The organism is Erwinia aphidicola, from assembly GCF_014773485.1.
In the GTDB taxonomy this organism is placed as follows: domain Bacteria; phylum Pseudomonadota; class Gammaproteobacteria; order Enterobacterales; family Enterobacteriaceae; genus Erwinia; species Erwinia aphidicola.
The window spans coordinates 46,003-66,149 of the sequence record NZ_JACXBP010000006.1; the positions used below are offsets into that span (position 1 = coordinate 46,003).

The following is a 20,147-nucleotide window of genomic DNA, read 5'->3' on the forward strand; positions in this document are numbered from 1 at the left end:
CAGGGTGATGTTGCGCAACGTCACCCTGGTACGGTTTCACTTAGCCACTCGGCGTTAAGCGTTTCGGTACTGCCCAGATGTTCCAGCAGCCAGCTTAACGCCGGGGAGACGCTCTGCTCTGACCAACTCAGGCAGCACGGGCTATCGGGAAAAGGGGCGGCAAGCGGCAGCTCGCACAACACCCCCTGCTCCAGCCACGGCTGAGCAAAGTGCCCTGGTACCATACCCACGCATAATCCGGCGCGCAGGCAGTCAAACGCGCTATCCCAGTCCGGCACCACCAGCCGCCGCTGGTTATTCAGCGTCCAGGTGGTGCGCTTTGGCAAGGCTCTGGAGGTATCCTCCAGCACCAGCGATGGCCACTCGCGTATCAACTCTTCATTTAACGGGCTGCTGTGGCCAAGCAGCGGATGCCCGGCCAGCACGACACAGCGCCAGTTCAAACTTCCCATATCGCGAAAAGCAAAACGCCCGCCGACAGGAATAGCCTGCGTCGCGCCAATCGCCACGTCGACGCGCCCGTCCGCCAGCGCATCCCAAACGCCGTTGAAAACCTCTGGCGTAATATGCAGCTCCATATCCGGGAAGTGGCGGTAAAAATCCACCACCAGCTGCCGGGTACGCGCCGGACGGACAATACGATCGACCGCGATATTAATCTGCCCACGCCAGCCGTTAGCCACCTGTTGACAGCGCCGACGCGTGGCGAGCATTTTTTTGATGACAACTCTGCCCTCTTCGCTGAATACGCGCCCGGCTTCGGTCAGCACCACGTCGCGGTGCCGCCGCTCAAACAGGCTAACGGCTAGCCACTCCTCCATCTGACGTACGGTATAGCTGACGGCAGAGGGCACGCGATGCAGTTCTGCCGCAGCAGCGGTAAAACTGCCGGTTCTGGCAACCGCATCAATAACTTCCAGAGAATGTTCAGACCACATAGCTTTGCCTTCAATTTTTTTCAACGCGACTGACGAATATTAGCGTTTCACAAGCCAGTCGGCACTCTATTACACTGCGTCGGTGAAAAATTTGTCTGATAAGAGTTAAAACAATGCGATCCAAAGGCTTTATGATTTACCTGGCACTGCTCAGCATGCTGGGTTTCCTTGCTACCGATATGTACCTGCCCGCATTTGGCGTGATGCAGCAAGACCTGGGCAGTGAAGCGGGTGCCATCAGCGCCAGCTTGAGTATATTTCTCGCCGGTTTCGCCTGCGCACAGCTTATCTGGGGGCCACTCTCCGACCGCATTGGCCGTAAACCCGTGCTGCTGATGGGCCTGAGCCTGTTTGCCATTGGCTGCGCGGCAATGCTGTGGGTGAACTCTGCCCCATGGCTGCTGGCGATGCGCTTTGTTCAGGCCGTTGGCGTCTGTGCTGCGGCGGTAAGCTGGCAGGCACTGGTGGTAGACCGCTACAGTGGAGCGCGTGCCAATCGCGTTTTTGCCACTATCATGCCGCTGGTTGCTCTTTCGCCCGCGCTGGCGCCGCTGCTGGGGGCGTGGCTACTGCAGCACTTTTCCTGGCGATCGATCTTCGTCGCGCTGCTGGTGATTAGCATCGGTTTGATCATCCCCACCCTGCGCCTGCCTGCACGCCCGGTAACCGACCATCGCGCACCTAAAACCGTCACTCCGGGCTTCTTCACTCTGCTGAAGTCACCCATTTACAGCGGCAATGTGGCAATTTATGCCGCCTGTTCAGCGAGTTTTTTTGCGTGGCTGACCGGCTCACCGTTTATTCTGGGAAAATTAGGCCTGTCACCCGCGGATATCGGTCTGAGCTACGTGCCGCAAACTGCCGCCTTCCTGATCGGTGGGTTTAGCTGTCGTTCACTGCTGAATCACTTTGCCGGCCGTCAGCTGTTGCCCTGGCTGCTGGCGTTTTACAGCCTGAGTATTGCCGGGCTTTATCTGGTTGCTCAGCAGGCCGAACCTTCTCTGTTTGCGCTGCTGCTGCCGTTCTGCGGCATGGCGATGGCTAACGGTGCGATTTATCCGATTGTTGTCTCTAATGCCCTGCTGCCCTTCCCGCAGGCAACCGGCAAAGCAGCAGCATTACAGAATATGTTGCAGCTGGGTTTGTGCTTCCTGGCTAGCCTGGCGGTATCGACCTGGATTGAGACGGCACTCCACACCACCGCGTTAGTGATGTTGCTGACTATTTTACTGGCAATTTTCGGCTATATTTTACAACGCTCCGCTGATAAAAAACGCCAGTGGGAAAATGCCTCCCAACAGGGCTAAGTGGTAGCAAATCATTTAGTTAGCACCCTAACAATAATGAATTGAATATTGCCTCACGTGAGCATATACTCCGTGAGGCACCATAAAATAATAAGTTAACAACATTTTAAGCGGGGAACGCCTACGGCGCTTTCCTGGTATTGAGATCCTGACAAGGCTGTCATGATGTTCTTCCGCGTGACATTCGTTACGGCCTCTACAGGTTTCAAATCAATCCTCTTTTTTACGTCGGATATCAGGCCACGGTTTTTGCCGTGCGTTTTCTCACAGATCTGTAGAAATTGACTATTCTATTTCTCAGGTTTCAATCACACAGGGTGATGGAGAAGCTATGAGTTCATCGTGTATAGAAGAAGTGAGCCTGGGGGACAACCAGTGGTATCGAATCGTCCAGGAAATGTTAAGCAAAGCAGACATTCAAATTAACGGTTCCCATCCCTGGGACATCCAGGTCCTCAACCCTGAGTTCTTCAAGCGCGTGATGCAGGAAGGATCGCTGGGGCTGGGCGAAAGCTACATGGATGGCTGGTGGGAATGTGAAAGGCTGGATATCTTTTTCCAGCGCGTTTTGAAGGCTCACCTCGATCAACAACTTCCTCATCATTTTCGCGATACTTTGCGTGTCGCCGCCGCACGTCTGACCAATCTGCAATCGCGTAAGCGGGCATGGATAGTGGGTAAAGAGCATTATGATTTGGGGAACGATCTGTTCACCCGCATGCTGGACCCCTTCATGCAATACTCCTGCGGTTACTGGAAAGAAGCGGAAACGCTGGAACAGGCACAGCAGGCTAAGCTGCAGATGATTTGCGAAAAGCTCCAGCTCGAACCGGGTATGTCGCTGCTGGACATCGGCTGTGGCTGGGGAGGCCTGGCTGAATACGCCGCGCGCAACTTTGGGGTAAAGGTGTTCGGCGTGACGATTTCAGCCGAACAGCAGAAGCTGGCTCAACAGCGCTGTGAGGGGCTGGACGTCACTATTTTGCTGCAGGATTATCGCGATCTGAACCAACAGTTTGACCGCATTGTTTCGGTAGGGATGTTTGAACACGTTGGCCCCAAAAATTACGCCACCTATTTTGAAGTCGTGGATCGTAATTTAAAACCTGACGGTCTGTTCCTGCTGCATACCATCGGTGCAAATCGCACCAACGACAATGTCGATGCCTGGATCAATAAATATATCTTCCCCAACGGGTGCCTGCCGTCGGTGCTGCATATTGCACAAGCCAGCGAGCCTCACTTCGTTATGGAAGACTGGCATAATATCGGGGCGGATTACGATCTTACGCTGATGGCGTGGTATCAGCGATTTCTCGCAGCATGGCCGGAACTGGCGGAAAAATACGGTGAGCGCTTTAAACGGATGTTTACCTACTACCTTAACTGCTGTGCCGGGGCGTTTCGCGCCAGGGATATTCAGCTTTGGCAGGTGGTATTTACTCACGGAGCGGAAGGCGGATTACGCGTAGCGCGCTAAAAGTGTCTAAGGGCGACAATCAGTCGCCCTTTATAATGGCTTTAAATCTCTTCCTGCTGTTCAGCTACTGCCGCAGCCAGCAGCGCGGCCTCGCGCTGCGCCAGAACACGTTCTACGGTTTCAACAATCGCCTGCGTATGGGGGTCGATCTCAATATTGACCTTATGGCCCAGACGCTTATTGCCCAGCGTGGTGCGCGCCAGCGTTTCCGGGATCAAATGCACACAGAATTTGGTGCGCGTGACTTCGCCCACGGTCAGACTAATACCGTCGATGCCAATAAATCCTTTATGCAGAATGTATTTCATCTGGCTGGCATCCTGCGGTTTAAACCAGATTTCACGATTGTTCTCTGAGGTGAGAATTTTACTGATTTCAGCCGTCGTCATGATATGACCCGACATCAGGTGGCCGCCGATTTCATCGCTGAATTTCGCCGCGCGTTCAACGTTCACCGTATCACCCACCTGCAGATCGCCGAGGTTAGTGATGCGCAGGGTTTCTTTGACCAGATCAAAGCTGACACGATCGCCATCAACGTCGGTCACCGTCAGGCAGCAGCCGTTATGGGAAACCGATGCACCCAGCTCCAGCCCTGGCAACAATGCCTCCGGCATTTTAATCACATGGGTACGAAAATTGGGTTTCTCTTCAATTGCCAGCACCTCTGCGGTGCCCTGCACAATACCGGTAAACATAACTGTTGCCTCAATCAATGTGTTTTCTCTGCGCTTAGTTTGCCCTGGCATCGTAGCAAAGCCAAATAAACTCCCGCACAATTGCGTGACACAAAGAGCTATTTTTTATGCATAAGATTGGCTATTTCTACTATCAACATTAAACTGGACCACCTGCTCTACTGACATTGCAAAAATGTGTCGACTTTTTCATCAGCAGTGGCTCCCCTCCCGATAATATATAAGGTGTATGCGTGCAGAAGTACCTCTCAGAGGCGCGTCAGTTATTGGCCCTGGCTATTCCGGTGATCCTTGCGCAAGTTGCGCAAACCGCCATGGGCTTCGTTGATACAGTAATGGCCGGTGCCGTCAGCGCCACGGATATGGCCGCCGTTGCCGTGGGAACCTCAATCTGGTTACCCTCTATTCTCTTTGGTCACGGCCTGTTGCTGTCGCTAACGCCGGTTATCGCACAGCTGAATGGCTCTGGCCGCCGCGATCGTATTGGCCATCAGGTGCGCCAGGGTTACTGGCTGGCCGGGATGGTCTCGGTGCTGATCATGCTGGTGCTGTATAACGCCGGTTATCTGATTGGCGCGATGCACAACGTTGATCCGCTGCTCGCCGAAAAGGCGATTGGTTACCTGCATGCTTTATTGTGGGGCGCCCCTGGCTACCTGTTTTTCCAGGTCGCGCGTAATCAGTGTGAAGGTCTGTCTAAAACCAAGCCGGGTATGGTGATGGGCTTCCTCGGCCTGCTGGTGAACATTCCGGTTAACTACATCTTTATCTATGGTCATTTCGGCATGCCCGCCCTGGGCGGCGTCGGCTGCGGCGTTGCCACGGCTTCCGTTTACTGGGTGATGTTTATTGCCATGAAGGCGTGGGTGAACCGCGCTAAGTCAATGCGCGATATTCGCAAGCCAGTCAGCCATACCGGTCCCGACTGGAAAGTGATACGCCGCCTGGCTGGCCTCGGCCTGCCCGTGGCGCTGGCGCTGTTCTTTGAGGTCACCCTGTTCGCCGTGGTCGCCCTGCTGGTCTCGCCGATGGGGATTGTTAAAGTCGCCGGGCACCAGATCGCGCTGAACTTCAGTTCCCTGATGTTTGTACTGCCGCTGTCGCTGGCGGCAGCCACCACCATCCGTATTGGTTTCAAACTGGGTCAGGGCTCTGTCGAGCAGGCGCGCGTGGCAGCCTGGACCGGCCAGGCGGTGGGTATTGGCATGGCCTGCCTGACCGCGCTGTTTACCGTCACCTTCCGCGAACAGATCGCCCTGCTGTATACCGATAACCCGGAGGTGGTTACGCTGGCTGCGCAGCTGATGTTCCTCGCTGCGGTGTATCAGTTCTCGGACTCTATTCAAGTGATCGGTAGCGGTATTCTGCGCGGGTATAAAGATACGCGCGCTATCTTCTTTATCACGTTTACCGCCTATTGGATCCTCGGCCTGCCGAGTGGTTACATTCTGGCGATGACCGACCTGGTGGTGCCCGCGATGGGTCCTGCCGGATTCTGGACCGGCTTTATTATCGGTCTGACCTCATCGGCGGTGCTGATGATTTGGCGCATCTTGCGTATGCAGAGTCAACCTGCTGAGCGCATTCTGCGACGCGCAGCGCGCTAATTTTTAGGCATATTTCGCGCCTGAATGATTAAAATTGCTGCGCTTCGCACAGATGCGCAGCAATCAGCAGGAAAAAACCTTTTTTCTCCTTGCCAGGCGTGCGCAGTGCCGTTAATATTCGTCCCCGCTGTCACCCAGACAGCACAGTGCGTCTGTAGCTCAGTTGGTTAGAGCACCACCTTGACATGGTGGGGGTCGATGGTTCGAGTCCATTCAGACGCACCACTATCTTTTGTTTAAGCAGGACACTGTCTTTGCAAAAGATTTTCGTCAGCACAATGCAGTGATGGCGTAAAAGATAAATAAAAGCGTTCTTAGCTCAGTTGGTTAGAGCACCACCTTGACATGGTGGGGGTCGGAGGTTCGAGTCCTCTAGAACGCACCAATTTCTCCTCCCCTCTGTAGTACACCCGCTAAACAACTACCAAATTCCTGACCAGTGACCGTTTGCGCAACGAAATTGATGCGTATCATCCTGTCAGCGGATTTAACGCTTTTTAATTGGTTTTCGCACACTTAGCGACTATAATACGGAACGTTGTTTCACTTGAATGGTTTCAGCGTATGGTTGCCCCTCATTTTATAACAAGTACCTGTTGCGCAACGTCCTGCTGCGCCTGCGCCGAAACCGCGTCTCAACTTACCCTGCACGCTTTAATTCTGTCACCTATCCTTACTCAGTATTGCCGTTCGCCTGAAGCGCCAAATTTCTCTTCCGGTGGAGACACCGCCGGGATCCCTCTTTATCATCCATCACAACTTAATAGATAAATCGTCATGAAAAAGACTAAGATCGTTTGTACTATCGGTCCAAAAACCGAATCTGAAGAGATGCTGACTAACCTGCTTGATGCCGGCATGAACGTGATGCGTCTGAACTTTTCCCACGGGAATTATGAAGAGCATGGTCAGCGCATTACCAACCTGCGTAATGTTATGAGCAAAAGCGGTCATCAGGCCGCTATTCTGTTAGACACCAAGGGCCCTGAAATCCGCACCATGAAACTGGAAGGCGGCAATGACGCTTCCCTGAAAGCGGGCCAGACCTTCACCTTCACCACCGACCAGTCTGTTATTGGTAACACCAATACCGTTGCAGTAACCTATCCGGGCTTTGCTGCCGACCTGAAAATCGGTAACACCGTGCTGGTGGACGATGGTCTGATCGGTATGGAAGTGACAGAAGTCACCGAAAGCACCGTCGTGTGTAAAGTGCTGAACAATGGCGACCTGGGCGAAAATAAAGGCGTTAACCTGCCGGGCGTTTCAATTCAGCTGCCAGCGCTGGCTGAAAAAGATAAGCGTGACCTGATCTTCGGCTGCGAGCAGGGTGTCGACTTCGTCGCTGCCTCCTTTATCCGTAAGCGTTCAGACGTAATCGAAATCCGTGAGCACCTGAAAGCCCACGGCGGCGAGCACATTCAGATCATCTCCAAAATCGAAAACCAGGAAGGCCTGAACAACTTCGACGAGATCCTTGATGCTTCTGACGGCATCATGGTGGCCCGCGGTGACCTCGGCGTTGAGATCCCGGTTGAAGAAGTGATCTTCGCGCAGAAGATGATGATCAAAAAATGTAATCGTGCTCGTAAAGTGGTGATCACCGCGACCCAGATGCTCGATTCGATGATCAAAAACCCACGCCCTACCCGCGCTGAAGCGGGCGACGTGGCGAACGCCATTCTCGACGGCACTGACGCCGTAATGCTGTCTGGTGAGAGCGCCAAAGGGAAATACCCGCTGGAGTCCGTCACTATCATGGCGACCATCTGTGAGCGTACTGACCGCGTGATGAAGAGCCGTATCGACTCTCAGCACGACAACCGCAAAATGCGTATCACTGAAGCGGTTTGCCGTGGTGCCGTTGAAACCGCAGAGAAACTCGAGTCACCGCTGATTGTCGTGGCGACAGAGGGCGGCAAGTCAGCGAAATCCATTCGTAAATACTTCCCGAATGCGACTATCCTGGCGCTGACGACTAACCCTCAGACTGCCCGTCAGCTGCTGCTGAGCAAAGGCATTGTCACTTCTGTGGTGAACGAAATTGCTTCAACAGACGATTTCTACCGCCTCGGGAAAGAAGCCGCTATCGCCAGCGGCTATGCGCTGAAAGGCGAAGTGGTGGTCATGGTTTCTGGTGCCCTGGTGCCAAGCGGAACCACTAACACTGCGTCCGTGCACGTTCTGTAATATAAATTTACGACTTGCATTAAAAAAGCGCCCTGAGTGGCGCTTTTTTTACAACTTGCGTAGGCTAATTTCACAAAGTCTCCAATCGAAATTAACGATTTAATCACCGCTAAATCTAAGAGCAGTCCGATTAAAATTGCCTGTTTTCGCGGCGTTTTTTGCCAAAACGCCAAAAGAAGATGCTTCTTTGAGCGAACGATCAAATTTAAGCACGTTCTCATCAAAAAATTATTCTCATTAGAAAATACTTTGTGTAATACTTGTAACGCTACATGGAGATTAACTTAATCTAGAGGGTATTAATAATGAATCGTACTAAACTGGTACTGGGCGCGGTAATCCTGGGTTCAACTCTGCTGGCTGGTTGCTCAAGCAACGCTAAAATCGACCAGCTGTCTACCGACGTTCAGACTCTGAACGCTAAAGTTGACCAGCTGAGCAACGACGTGAACGCAATCCGTTCTGACGTTCAGGCTGCTAAAGATGACGCAGCACGCGCTAACCAGCGTCTGGACAACCAGGCTCACTCTTACCGTAAGTAAGAGTTCTGGTTTAAAAATGGCGCACTTAGTGCGCCATTTTTTTTGCCTGCGTTTCGGGGCCTTCCACGGCTTGCTTCCAGCCCCTGCTGCTAAACGCAATCTCAGCCACGCTAAGCGATTTATTCCCCGACCTGAGACACAGTCGCAGGTGCACTGGAGGACGTAGCAGAAGGCGTCTGCTGCGCTACAGCAGGCACAGTATCCTCCGTTCCGGCTTTCTCCCCTTTGTTGACCAGCACCGGCATACCTGAGCGGCGCGTCATGGCAGTTTTGATCATCGCCCTGTCAGCGTCAGCATTCTGCATGAACTTCTTCGCCGCTGCGGTCAGCGTAATCGGCATGGTTTGCGGATCGTCTTTTTCACTGTGCGACAGCGGTTGATGCACCTCCAGATAGCGTTTGCCGTCCGGTTCCACCGCATATTTCACCGGCTGGTTGATAATCTGCACGCGCGTACCTTTCGGGACGCTATTAAACAGCGCCTCAATATCATCTGGCCGCAGGCGGATGCAGCCGGAGCTGACGCGCATCCCGATGCCAAAATCAGCGTTGGTGCCGTGGATCAGGTAGTGCTGCTGGCCGTAGGCCAGACGCAGCGCATACAGCCCCATTGGATTATCCGGCCCGGCAGGCACGGTCACCGGCAGGCTCTTGCCTTCGGCCGCGTAGCGCTTACGGATGTTTGGCGTGGGTGTCCAGGTCGGATTGGGGATTTTCTGGCTGATGCTGGTGACCATCGCCGGCGTGTTCGCCCCCAGCTGGCCGATACCGATCGGATAGACGATCACGCGGTTTTCATCTTTCGGGTAATAGTAGAGGCGCAGTTCCGCAACGTTCACCACAATGCCTTCACGCTTAGTGTCCGGCAGCAGCATCTGGGTAGGGATGGTCAGTTCGCTGCCCGCTTTGGGTAGCCACGGGTCGGTACCCGGGTTGGCTTCCAGCATGCCGAGCAGCCCGATTTTATATTTCGCCGCCACGGCTTCCAGCGGCTGGCCGTCGTTGGGGACGACGTAAGTGGTGTTCTCACCAATCAGGCGGCTGTCGGCAGGGGGTAAAGGGTATTCAGTTGCGCTGGCGTTGTGCGCCCCGGCAAGGAAGGTGAGCGTAAAAGCTGCAGCAAAGCGAGACAGAGGTTTCATGCGCGTTTCCCGGTTATAGGTAGAGAGAGCACCCCGTTCGTGGGGTGCTTACCGGGTAGTGTAGCAACTCAGCCCTGAGTTAAAATCAGCGCTTTCTGACGTATGGCACGAATCATGGCTTCCAGCCCCTGCGAGCGGGATGGGGTGAGCTGCTGCGTCAGGGAGAGATCGGCGAACCACGGGCGCACGTCGAAGTCGACAATCTCCTGCGGCGTCATCTTCTGATAGAGAGCAAAAACGATAGCAATGAGGCCCTTAACCAGCGCGGCATCGCTGTCGCCCTGCAGGCGCACACAGCCACTTGCATCGGTATCAACCACTATCCACACCTGGCTCTGACAGCCGGGTACGATATTTTCCGGCTGCTGCAGGGAATCAGACGATTCTGGCAGGCGTGCGCCTAATTCAATGATGTAGAGATACTTTTCTTCCTGGTTGGCGCAGCGGTTAAAGTTGCGCACCAGCTTGTCTTTATCTGGCAGAGTTGCCATTGCTTCCTCACTTAAAAACGAAGGGGCGAGGCATGCCTCGCCCCTGCGGGTCGGTGCGGGTTGAAACTTAACCCAGCAAACGGTGAATACGTATTAAACCTGCGACCAGACGGTCGACCTCATCTTCGCTATTATACAGCACAAACGAGGCGCGACACATTGCCGGCACCTGATAGTGGTGCATCAGCGGCATGGCGCAGTGGTGGCCGGTACGAATAGCGATGCCGTACTGATCGAGGAAGCTGCCAACGTCAAAAGCGTGATGCTTGCCGAGGTTAAAGGCAATGACGCCGGAACGCTGACGTGGACCATAGATCACCAGATCCGGCACCGTGGCCAGTTTTTCCAGTGCATAGTGCATCAGCTGCTGCTCGCGCTCGGCAATGACCTCCAGCCCCAGTTCACTCACCCACTTCAGCGCAGCACCCAGACCAATGATAGCGCCGGTGTTCGGTGAGCCAGCTTCGAAGCGCCACGGCGCGGCGGCGTAAGTGGTGCCTTTCGTCAGGCTGACGGTGGCGATCATCGATCCGCCCCCTTCCCACGGTGGCATCTGGTCCAGCAGGGCTTTGCGGCCATACAGAATACCAATACCGGTCGGGCCGTAAATTTTATGCCCGGAGAAGACATAGAAATCACAGTCCAGATCCTGCACGTCGACCTGCTGATGCATAATCGCCTGTGCGCCGTCGATCAGAGTCGCAACACCCGCCGCCCTGGCCTGAGCCACCAGCGTTTTTACCGGGTTTTCAGTGCCCAACACGTTGGAGACGTGAGTCACGGCCAGCATGCGCGTACGGCTGTCCATCAGCGCAGGGAGCTGCGCAACGTCCAGCTCGCCATTGGCGGTCAGCGGGATAAAACGCACTTCCGCGCCGGTACGCTCAGCCACCATCTGCCACGGTACGATGTTGGCGTGATGCTCCATCTCCGTGATGATGATGTTGTCGCCTGGCTGCAGCTGACTGCCGCCCCAGCTGCTGGCTACCAGATTAATCGCTTCGGTGGTGCCTTTAACAAACACAATCTCTTCCGCTGAGGCAGCGTTGAGAAACTGTGCTGCCTGTACGCGCACGTTTTCCATCTCGGTGGTCGCTTCCGCGCTCAGCGTATGGATACCACGATGCACAGCGGCATAGCCGTGCTCGTAGAAACGACTTTCGGCGTCAATGACGACCTGCGGCTTCTGCGCGCTGGCGGCACTGTCGAGATAGGCCAGCGGTTGCCCGTTGACCTCGCGCGTCAGTAACGGGAATGCCGCCCGCACACGGGCCAGGTCAAAACTCATTGCAGGCCTCCAGGAAAACGCTGTGCAATGCGCTGCATCACAGCCTCTTTCAGCGTTTCATCATTGATGGCTTCGGTCAGCTCAGCGGCAAAGGCGTAAATGATCATGCGCTGCGCTGCGGCTTCGTCGATACCGCGCGAGCGCAGATAGAACATCTGCTCTTCGTCGATACGACCGATGGTCGCGCCGTGTCCGCACTTCACGTCATCCGCGTAGATTTCCAGCTGCGGTTTGGTGTCCACTTCCGCCAGACGACCTAACAGCAGGTTGTTGTTGCTCATCTGCCCGTCGGTCTTCAGCGCGTACTTCGCCACTTTGATATGACCGTTGAATACGGCACGCGCACGGTCACGCACGATAGTTTTGTGCAGCTGACGGCTCTGACAATACCCTTTGTTGTGCTCAAGATAGGTACGGCTGTCGCACACTTCTTTATCCAGCGGCAGCATCAGGCTGTTAATCACCAGATCGCTGCCCTCGCCTTCCAGCTTGCTGCTGGTGTTGTGACGGGTCAGACCGGCACCCAACAGGAAGCTGTGGCTCTGCACGCGCACATCACGGCCCAGGGTCAGATCGTTGTGTGAGAAGTGGTAGCTGCTCTGATCTTCAAAGCACAGGTTGTAGTGCGTCAGCGCCGCGTTATTGCCCACGTTGGCGGTAAAACGCGCCCCGGTGAAGTGGGTGCTGGCGTTCAGGCTGAGGTAGTGCTCAATCACCGTCGCTTCAGCCGCTTCATCCAGCTGCAAATGGTGGCGATAGTGCGAAGTGTTCATCTCACCTTGCGCGCTGCCGCTGCTGATATGCAGCAGGTAGAGCGGACGGGCAGCAGCTTTGCCACGCGCCAGATGAATGGTAGTCACCTCTTCAGCCAGGCTCTCGGTCAGATGCAGGAACACTTCAGGCTGGATAGGTGCGTCGAGTTCACGACGCTCAGCAGCCTGAGTCACCTGAATATCAAACAGATCAAACTCGGCATCACTCAGCTCAGGGGCGAAGCGGCCATCAACAAACACCAGGCGCACGGCATCAATTGCCAGCGCCTGAGCGTCGACCACATCCGCAGTCAGCACGGCGGGTTTTGGCAGCACGAAGTGGTGGGCCAGCAGTTGATCCAGCGGCGTGTATTTCCAGTTTTCCTGCTTACGCGTTGGCAGGCCTACGCGCAGCAGCTGCTGCCAGTGCTGTTGTGCCTGCATTGAGCGGTTTTCACCGCGCGTTTCAAACAGGTGATGCCACTGTTGCAGCGCGTTTTCACTCTTCGTCGGTAAGCCAGCCATAGCCTTGCTCCTCCAACTGTTTCACCAGTGAGAAATCCCCTGATTTAACGATCTTGCCCTGATACAGCACGTGGACGAAATCGGGCTTGATGTAGTCAAGAATACGCTGGTAGTGGGTGACGATAATAAATGAGCGCTTGCCGTCGCGCAGGCTGTTGACGCCGTTGGAGACAATTTTCAGAGCATCGATGTCCAGACCGGAGTCGGTTTCATCCAGAATGCACAGATCCGGCTCCAGTGCCGCCATCTGCAGAATGTCATTGCGCTTTTTCTCACCGCCGGAGAAGCCCACATTGACCGAACGGGTCAACAGATCTTCAGGCATTTTCAGCAGGTGGATTTTCTCTTCGATAAAGTCCTGGAAGTCAAAACGGTCCAGCGCTTCCTGCTCGCGGTATTTACGCACCGCGTTTACCGAGGTTTGCAGGAAGAACTGGTTGCTGACGCCTGGAATTTCAACCGGGTACTGGAAGGCCATAAAGATGCCTTCACCGGCGCGCTCTTCCGGGTCAAGCTCCAGCAGGTCTTTGCCTTTGAACTCGACGGAACCGCCGGTCACTTCATAATCTTCACGTCCTGCCAGCGTGGCAGAAAGCGTGCTTTTCCCTGAGCCGTTCGGCCCCATGATGGCGTGCACTTCCCCAGGTTTGATTTCAAGATTCAACCCACGCAGGATAGCTTTGTCTTCAACGCTGACCTGTAAATCTTTGATGCTTAACATAAGGTTTCCTTCGCAGTGCTTTCCAGCACTGTTGATAGTTCTTGTGCGCGCAGGGTTAGCCCACGCTGTGTTCCAGGCTGATCGCCAACAGTTTCTGCGCTTCCACCGCAAACTCCAGCGGCAGCTCCGAGAAGACATCCTTGCAGAAGCCGTTAACAATCATCGAAATCGCATCGTCTTCGCTGATCCCGCGCTGCAGGCAGTAGAACAGCTGGTCTTCGCCGATGCGTGAAGTCGTCGCTTCATGCTCCAGCTGCGCGGTGTTATTGCGCACCTCCACATAAGGGAAGGTATGGGCTCCGCATTCAGCACCAATCAGCATTGAGTCGCACTGGGTGAAGTTACGGGCGTTGGTCGCCGTCGGCATGATCTTCACCAGGCCGCGATAGGTATTCTGGCTGGTTCCAGCCGAGATCCCTTTCGAGATGATGGTCGATTTAGTATTTTTACCGATGTGGATCATCTTGGTGCCGGTATCCGCCTGCTGGCGGCCGCTGGTCAGCGCCACGGAGAAGAACTCACCGATGGAGTTATCACCGCGCAGGATCACGCTCGGGTATTTCCAGGTAATGGCCGAACCGGTTTCCGACTGCGTCCAGGACATTTTGCTGTTTTCGCCTTCACACAGCGCACGCTTGGTCACAAAGTTGAGGATACCGCCTTCAGAATCGCCGCCGGAGAACCAGTTCTGCACGGTGGAATATTTCACTTCAGCATCTTTATGGATAATGACCTCTACCACTGCGGCATGCAGCTGATAGGTGTCGCGCACCGGTGCGGAACAGCCTTCGATATAGCTGACATAGCTACCTTCATCGGCAATCAGAATGGTACGTTCGAACTGGCCGGTTTTCGCCGCGTTGATGCGGAAATAGGTCGACAGTTCCATCGGGCAGCGCACGCCTTTCGGGATATAAACGAAGGTGCCGTCAGAGGCGACCGCCGAGTTCAGCGCGGCAAAGAAGTTGTCATTGGCCGGAACCACTGTGCCGAGGTACTGCTGCACCAGTTCAGGATGATCGTGAATCGCTTCGCCGAACGAGCAGAAGATAATCCCCTCTTTCGCCAGCTTGTCGCGGTAGGTGGTAGAGACAGAAACGGAGTCGAAGATGGCATCAACCGCCACTTCCTGCCCTTCACGCACCGGCACACCGAGCTGCTTAAAGGCGTCTTCCACTTCCTGCGTCAGATAATTGGGCGCATCACCGGGTGAGGCCTGGGTAGCCCCTGGCTCAGAGGCGCAGCTATCATCGCAGTTGCCGCAGGACGGCGCGGAGTAATAGCTGTAATCCTGATAATCCAGCTTTTTGTAGTTGGCTTTCAGCCAGTGTGGCTCTTCCATCTCCAGCCAGGCAGCAAATGCCTTCAGGCGGAATTCCAGCATCCACTCAGGTTCATTACGTTTGGCCGAGATGGCGCGCACCACATCTTCATTGATGCCGTGCTCGAACTCTTCGGTTTGCAGTTGGGTAAAGAAGCCCTCTTTGTACTTCTGCTGGCCGCCTTCCCAAACCTGTACATCATCAGATGCGTCAGTATTACGAGACATAGTATTCACTCAACGCCAAAGCTCTCACCACAGCCGCAGGCGTGTTGAGCTTTAGGGTTATTAAATTTGAAAATCTGGTTCAGGCCTTCGCGCACGAAATCAACTTCCGTGCCGTCGATATAGGGCATCGCCTGCAGGGGCACGATCAACGCCGCGCCGTTATGGCTGAACACCAGATCATCCGCCGCTGACTCTTTCACCATATCCATGGTGTAGCCGAAACCGGCACAGCCCGAGGTCTTCACACCCAGCTTGAGTCCCTTGATTTCAGGGTCACCGGCAGTCAGGTTAATGATTTGTTTGGCTGCGCTGTCTGTTAGCGTCAGTCCTTTCCAGATAAAGTCATCTGGAGAAAAAGTGGCAGGATTTGCTGATTGCATAATTTACCTCGCGATACGATAGCCCTTCGGGCTAGTGCCCCTATGTTAGTGATAACCTGAATCACTTCAACCTCTTGTTTTGCAGGGATAAAGGCCAAAGATGCTTTTTAGAGGCTGTTTTATAAGTTTAGACCCTGAAAAACAGAATGCGATCTGCCTCACGAGCCGAACCCTGCGAAAGATAAGCGATTGAAAATAAGATGTTTATATTTTGTTATCACCTGTTAGTTCTTAATAAGAACTATTTTAACCCTTTTGAACGCCCCGCTTATCGTTATCACCGATTTTTCTGAGAGGCGGCATTAATCGATAAAAATTCGCTCACAGTGATTGAATAATGTCGCAGTTATAATATGATAATGATTATCATTAGCGCGACTGGAACCAGCAATGAATCTGTCGATGAGTGCATGGCTGCAACATAAAATTGATCAGTACAAATTTTCCGTACGTGATATCACCGTCGATTTCTACATGGCGCAGGCTAAATTAAACCGCCCGGAGTGCACCATAGAACAGCTGCGCAAGTTCAACGATACCTGTCTGGACATGGCCGAACTCTGTCAACTTAACGGCGACGATCAAAGTTATCTGCACGCAATGGGCAAACTTCATCAACGGCTGGTTATTGAACTAAGCGACACGACACGCGAACGGCTCTATCGGATGCAGGCCTGGCAGCTGGCGCGTCACTCCCTGAGCCGCTTGTGTCATCAGCTGGCGCTGAACGGCGAATGGGATAAAGCTACCCTGCTGCAAAGCGAATTCGTCAAGCACGCTTCATGGATTATGTGATTCTGTAGACCAGTATACCGTGTGCAGGCGATAGGAAAAACCCCGCAAAAAGCGGGGTTATGGCGTGATTACTGCCGTGGTTAAGCGAGAAGTACAGCATAATCTGTCGCTAACGTCGAAAATCTCGATTTGCCAGACCTGATGGCGGCGACCAATATGCACCGCTCGACAAATTCCGCGCACCTCACCGTCACGTGCGGAGCGCAGGTGGTTAGCGTTGACTTCCAGGCCAACCACCTGCTGCTCACCTTCAGTACACAGATAGCCCGCCATTGAGCCTAGCGTCTCCGCCAGCACCACCGAAGCACCGCCATGCAACAGCCCGAACGGCTGACGGGTTCGACTATCCACCGGCATCAGCGCCTCGATACTCTCTTCATTCAGCGCGGTGAAACGGATGCCGATATGCGCCACCATCGTTCCCTGGCTGCGCTGATTAAGCTGCTCAAGCGTGGCTGCGCGTTTCCAGATAGCCATCAGATAATCTCCAGTAAAGCCTGCAGAGGGTGGCGCACACCGCTACCTTCAATGCGCTTAACCTGGCTGCGGCACGAGTAGCCGGTCGCCAGACAGCGCTGGCGCGGCAGTTTTTGCATCGCCTGCTGCCAGGATAGCTCATAAATCCCCAGCGAGTTCTGCAGATTTTTCGATTCGTGGCCGTAGGTTCCGGCCATACCGCAGCAGCCGACGCTGACATTTTCCAGCCGGGCACCAAAGCGGGCGAAGATGTTTTCCCACTGCTTTACCGATCCCGGCAAGGCGGTCACTTCGGTGCAGTGGCCAAACAGATACCACACTTCACCCTGCGCCGCTTGCACCGTGCTGTTCACTTCAGGCAGCGCGTTATGTAGCCACTCATGCACCAGCTGAACCTGGAACTCGCCGCGCTTATCGCCCAGCACCTGGTGGTACTCATCGCGATAGCACAGCACCAGCGCCGGATCGACACCCACCATTGGCAACTCAAGGCGTGCCACCCGATTCAGGAAGTCTGCGGTTTTCTCTGCGGTGCGCGCAAACTGCTGCAGGAAGCCTTTGATATGCTGCGCTTTACCGTTGGGTGAAAACGGCAGCACCACGGCGCGGTAGCCGAGCTTTTCAATCAGCTGGACAAAATCAGCCACCAGCTGCGCTTCGTAGTAGCTGGTAAAGGGATCCTGTACCACCAGTACCTGCTTGGCGCGCTGCGCCGGGCTCATCTGCTCCAGGCTTTCCAGCGTGGTGCTCAGCGCACGGTGCCCGGCCAGCTGCTGCTTGAGCGTCGGCGAAGAGAGCAGCGGAAGATCGACCATACCGATATGACGCTTGCTCAGCGATTTCACCCACGGCTGACGCAGGAAGAAGTTAAAGGTTTTAGGCGCTTTCGCCATCAGCGGCGCATAGCTTTCTACCGTGGCCACCAGATAGTCACTGGCCGGGCGCAGGTAGCGAGTGTGGTAGAGCTGCAGAAAGCGCGAGCGGAAGCCCGGCACGTCGATTTTAATCGGGCACTGAGTCGAGCAGGCTTTACACGCCAGGCAGCCTGACATCGCCTCTTTCACCTCGTGCGAAAAGTCATACTGCCCGCGTTTTGCCTGCCAGCTATTGCGCGTGCGCTGGATCATCCCGCGCAGGCTGACGCCCTGCTCCGGCAGCTGTTTCTCCAGCAGCAGCGGATCCACACCCTGCTCCGCCAGCAGGCGCAGCCATTCACGCGTCAGCGTCGCGCGCCCCTTCGGCGAGTGCATACGGTTGGCGGTGATCTTCATCGACGGGCACATCGGGCTTTTCACATCGAAGTTAAAGCAGAGTCCGTTGCCATTACACTCCATCGCGCCGCGCCAGTCGCTGCGCACGTTAATCGGGATCTGGCGATCGTAAGTACCCCGCTTCACGGCATCGACCTTCAGCATTGGATCATCCACCCCCAGCGGCGCACAGATTTTACCCGGATTGAGACGATTAGCGGGATCGAACGCCGCTTTAATACGGCGCAGCTCTTCATACAGCTGCGGGCCGAAGAAGGAGGGGCTGTACTCCGCACGGAAGCCTTTCCCATGCTCCCCCCACAGCAGGCCGCCATAGCGAGCCGTCAACGCCACCACTTCGTCGGAGATCTGCTTCATCAGCATCTCCTGCTGCGGGTCACACATATCCAGCGCCGGGCGCACGTGCAGCACCCCGGCATCGACATGGCCAAACATGCCATAGCTGAGATTGTGCCCATCGAGCAGCGCCCGGAACTCCACAATATAGTCCGCCAGGTTGTGCGGCGGCACGCAGGTATCTTCAACAAACGGGATTGGCTTGGCGCGGCCTTTGGCGTTACCCAATAGCCCGACCGCCTTTTTACGCATGCCGTAGATGCGCTCAATGCCGGAGATGTCATCACACAGCTGATAGCCAATCACGCCGCCCTCACGCGTCGCCATCAGCGTATCAAGCCGGGCGCACAGCGCCTCAACCTGGCCATCAATCAGCGGCTTATCATTCCCTGCGAACTCGACCATATTCAGTCCGAGCATCTCTTTATCCGGGACGTCGGTAATCAATTCGCTAACCGAGTGCCAGACGATATCTTCACGCGCCAGATTCAGGACTTTCGAGTCGACGGTTTCTACCGACAGCGCTTTCGCTTCCACCATAAAGGGGGCATTGCGCAGCGCGGAGTCGAAGGAGTCATACTTAATATTGACCAGCCGCCGCACTTTCGGGATCGGGGTAATATCGAGCTTCGCTTCGGTAATAAAGGCCAGCGTCCCTTCCGCACCGCACAGAATGCGCGTCAGATCGATGTTTTGCAGATCGTCGCTCAGCACGTGGCGCAGATCGTAACCCGTCAGGAAGCGATTCAGTTTGGGAAATTTATCGATAATCAGCTGGCGCTGCTGACGGCAGCGATCCAGCACCACGCGGTAAATATTACCCTCGGCACCCGGCTGCTGCGCCAGCACTTCAGCCTCGCTCACCGGCATCGTGCGGGTGTCCAGCACCTCACCGCCCAGCAGCACGGCTTTCAGCCCCAGCACATGGTCTGAGGTTTTACCGTAAACCAGCGAACCTTGCCCGGAGGCATCGGTGTTAATCATACCGCCCAGCGTGGCGCGGTTGCTGGTCGACAGCTCAGGGGAGAAGAAATAGCCAAACGGTTTAAGGTAGGCATTGAGCTGGTCTTTTACCACGCCAGCTTCAACTCTTACCCAACCCTGTTCGACATTGATCTCGAGAATATTCTTCATATGCCGCGACATGTCGACCACGATACCCTGATTTAACGACTGTCCGTTGGTGCCAGTGCCGCCACCGCGCGGGGTAAAGCTCAGGGTACGGTATTTCTCATCAGCTGCCAGGCGGGCAATCAAGGCCACATCGGCGCTGGAGCGGGGAAAGAGGACAGCATCAGGCAGCAGCTGATAGATGCTGTTGTCGGTGGACATAATCAGCCGATCGGCATAGCTGGTGGCCGTATCGCCGGTAAATCCGTGCTGCTTTAACGCATCCAAAAAATTCAGCACCGGTTGAACGAGGCCGGGTGCCTGGGAAATCTGTGGGATCATTATCGGGTGACCAAAAAGTTGTGTGAATCGTTTGCGTTGCTCAAATGGCGCAGTTATCCGTTTTATCACATTTTTTTATCACCTGCCGTTATTTCAAAAAATGAGGCAAAAGAATAACCTGTTGTCTCTGTCACAAAATCATTTAATACATCATGCTTAAGCAGTCAGGCTCAGCGTAACCGCTTTGCTGGCACTGATTTTAGAGA

17 protein-coding genes and 2 tRNA genes are annotated in these 20,147 nt (G+C 54.8%); 8 read left to right on the plus strand and 11 right to left on the minus strand.

Going from position 1 to position 20,147, the window contains the following annotated elements:
• Nucleotides 1-20: 20 nt before the first annotated feature.
• Nucleotides 21-938 (minus strand): DNA-binding transcriptional activator PunR, encoded by a 918-nt coding sequence (punR, locus tag ID864_RS15120; RefSeq protein ID WP_048916163.1) that lies wholly within the window; start codon nt 936-938, stop codon nt 21-23.
• A gap of 113 nt (nt 939-1,051) precedes the next feature.
• Here punR and punC point away from each other — a divergent pair, with 113 nt between their 5' ends.
• Both punC and cfa read left to right on the plus strand, forming a co-directional pair.
• The gene (punC, locus tag ID864_RS15125) at nt 1,052-2,245 is read left to right on the plus strand and encodes a purine nucleoside transporter PunC (protein WP_048916164.1); all 1,194 of its coding nucleotides are present in this window, start codon (nt 1,052-1,054) and stop codon (nt 2,243-2,245) included.
• A gap of 331 nt (nt 2,246-2,576) precedes the next feature.
• Nucleotides 2,577-3,725 (plus strand): cyclopropane fatty acyl phospholipid synthase, encoded by a 1,149-nt coding sequence (gene cfa, locus ID864_RS15130; RefSeq protein ID WP_099754898.1) that lies wholly within the window; start codon nt 2,577-2,579, stop codon nt 3,723-3,725.
• A gap of 41 nt (nt 3,726-3,766) precedes the next feature.
• Here cfa and ID864_RS15135 read toward each other — a convergent pair whose 3' ends face one another.
• Nucleotides 3,767-4,423: a riboflavin synthase gene (locus tag ID864_RS15135; RefSeq protein WP_048916166.1), complete on the minus strand. Its 657-nt coding sequence runs from the start codon at nt 4,421-4,423 to the stop codon at nt 3,767-3,769.
• A gap of 233 nt (nt 4,424-4,656) precedes the next feature.
• Here ID864_RS15135 and mdtK point away from each other — a divergent pair, with 233 nt between their 5' ends.
• From mdtK to ID864_RS15160, 5 genes are all read left to right on the plus strand, one after another.
• A complete protein-coding gene (mdtK, locus tag ID864_RS15140) occupies nt 4,657-6,030 on the plus strand; it encodes an MdtK family multidrug efflux MATE transporter (RefSeq protein WP_048916167.1) in 1,374 nt (457 codons plus the stop codon).
• Nucleotides 6,031-6,178: 148 nt separating this feature from the next.
• Nucleotides 6,179-6,255, plus strand: a tRNA-Val gene (locus tag ID864_RS15145).
• Between the two features lie 83 nt (nt 6,256-6,338).
• Nucleotides 6,339-6,415: transfer RNA gene (locus tag ID864_RS15150), tRNA-Val, on the plus strand.
• 392 nt (nt 6,416-6,807) lie between these two features.
• Nucleotides 6,808-8,220, plus strand: a complete 1,413-nt coding sequence (gene pykF, locus ID864_RS15155) for a pyruvate kinase PykF (RefSeq protein WP_048916168.1) — start codon at nt 6,808-6,810, stop codon at nt 8,218-8,220.
• A gap of 305 nt (nt 8,221-8,525) precedes the next feature.
• Entirely contained in the window at nt 8,526-8,762 is a 237-nt protein-coding gene (locus ID864_RS15160; protein ID WP_016169824.1) for a major outer membrane lipoprotein, read from the plus strand.
• Nucleotides 8,763-8,881: 119 nt separating this feature from the next.
• Here the strand turns inward: ID864_RS15160 and ID864_RS15165 are convergent, their stop codons facing one another.
• From ID864_RS15165 to sufA, 7 genes are all read right to left on the minus strand, one after another.
• Nucleotides 8,882-9,904 carry a L,D-transpeptidase family protein gene (locus ID864_RS15165; protein WP_048916169.1) on the minus strand — a complete coding sequence of 341 codons (1,023 nt, stop codon included), beginning with the start codon at nt 9,902-9,904 and terminating at the stop codon, nt 8,882-8,884.
• Between the two features lie 68 nt (nt 9,905-9,972).
• On the minus strand, nt 9,973-10,395 hold the full coding sequence (gene sufE / locus ID864_RS15170; protein WP_048916170.1) for a cysteine desulfuration protein SufE: 423 nt from the start codon (nt 10,393-10,395) through the stop codon (nt 9,973-9,975).
• Between the two features lie 67 nt (nt 10,396-10,462).
• Nucleotides 10,463-11,683: a cysteine desulfurase SufS gene (sufS, locus tag ID864_RS15175; RefSeq protein WP_191150027.1), complete on the minus strand. Its 1,221-nt coding sequence runs from the start codon at nt 11,681-11,683 to the stop codon at nt 10,463-10,465.
• Nucleotides 11,680-12,960 carry a Fe-S cluster assembly protein SufD gene (sufD, locus tag ID864_RS15180; protein WP_048916172.1) on the minus strand — a complete coding sequence of 427 codons (1,281 nt, stop codon included), beginning with the start codon at nt 12,958-12,960 and terminating at the stop codon, nt 11,680-11,682. The genes sufS and sufD overlap by 4 nt, the downstream gene beginning before the upstream one ends.
• A complete protein-coding gene (sufC, locus tag ID864_RS15185; protein WP_048916173.1) occupies nt 12,935-13,681 on the minus strand; it encodes a Fe-S cluster assembly ATPase SufC in 747 nt (248 codons plus the stop codon). The genes sufD and sufC overlap by 26 nt, the downstream gene beginning before the upstream one ends.
• 55 nt (nt 13,682-13,736) lie before the next feature.
• Nucleotides 13,737-15,230, minus strand: a complete 1,494-nt coding sequence (gene sufB / locus ID864_RS15190) for a Fe-S cluster assembly protein SufB (protein WP_048916174.1) — start codon at nt 15,228-15,230, stop codon at nt 13,737-13,739.
• Between the two features lie 5 nt (nt 15,231-15,235).
• Entirely contained in the window at nt 15,236-15,610 is a 375-nt protein-coding gene (sufA, locus tag ID864_RS15195) for a Fe-S cluster assembly scaffold SufA (protein ID WP_048916175.1), read from the minus strand.
• A gap of 390 nt (nt 15,611-16,000) precedes the next feature.
• On the opposite strand from sufA, the gene ID864_RS15200 reads away from it, so the two are divergent.
• A complete protein-coding gene (locus ID864_RS15200; protein WP_048916176.1) occupies nt 16,001-16,405 on the plus strand; it encodes a hypothetical protein in 405 nt (134 codons plus the stop codon).
• Between the two features lie 57 nt (nt 16,406-16,462).
• Here the strand turns inward: ID864_RS15200 and ID864_RS15205 are convergent, their stop codons facing one another.
• Nucleotides 16,463-16,882, minus strand: coding sequence for a hotdog fold thioesterase (locus ID864_RS15205; RefSeq protein ID WP_048916177.1), 420 nt, complete (start codon nt 16,880-16,882; stop codon nt 16,463-16,465).
• Entirely contained in the window at nt 16,882-19,941 is a 3,060-nt protein-coding gene (ydiJ, locus tag ID864_RS15210) for a D-2-hydroxyglutarate dehydrogenase YdiJ (RefSeq protein ID WP_191150028.1), read from the minus strand. The genes ID864_RS15205 and ydiJ overlap by 1 nt, the downstream gene beginning before the upstream one ends.
• Nucleotides 19,942-20,147: the final 206 nt, after the last annotated feature.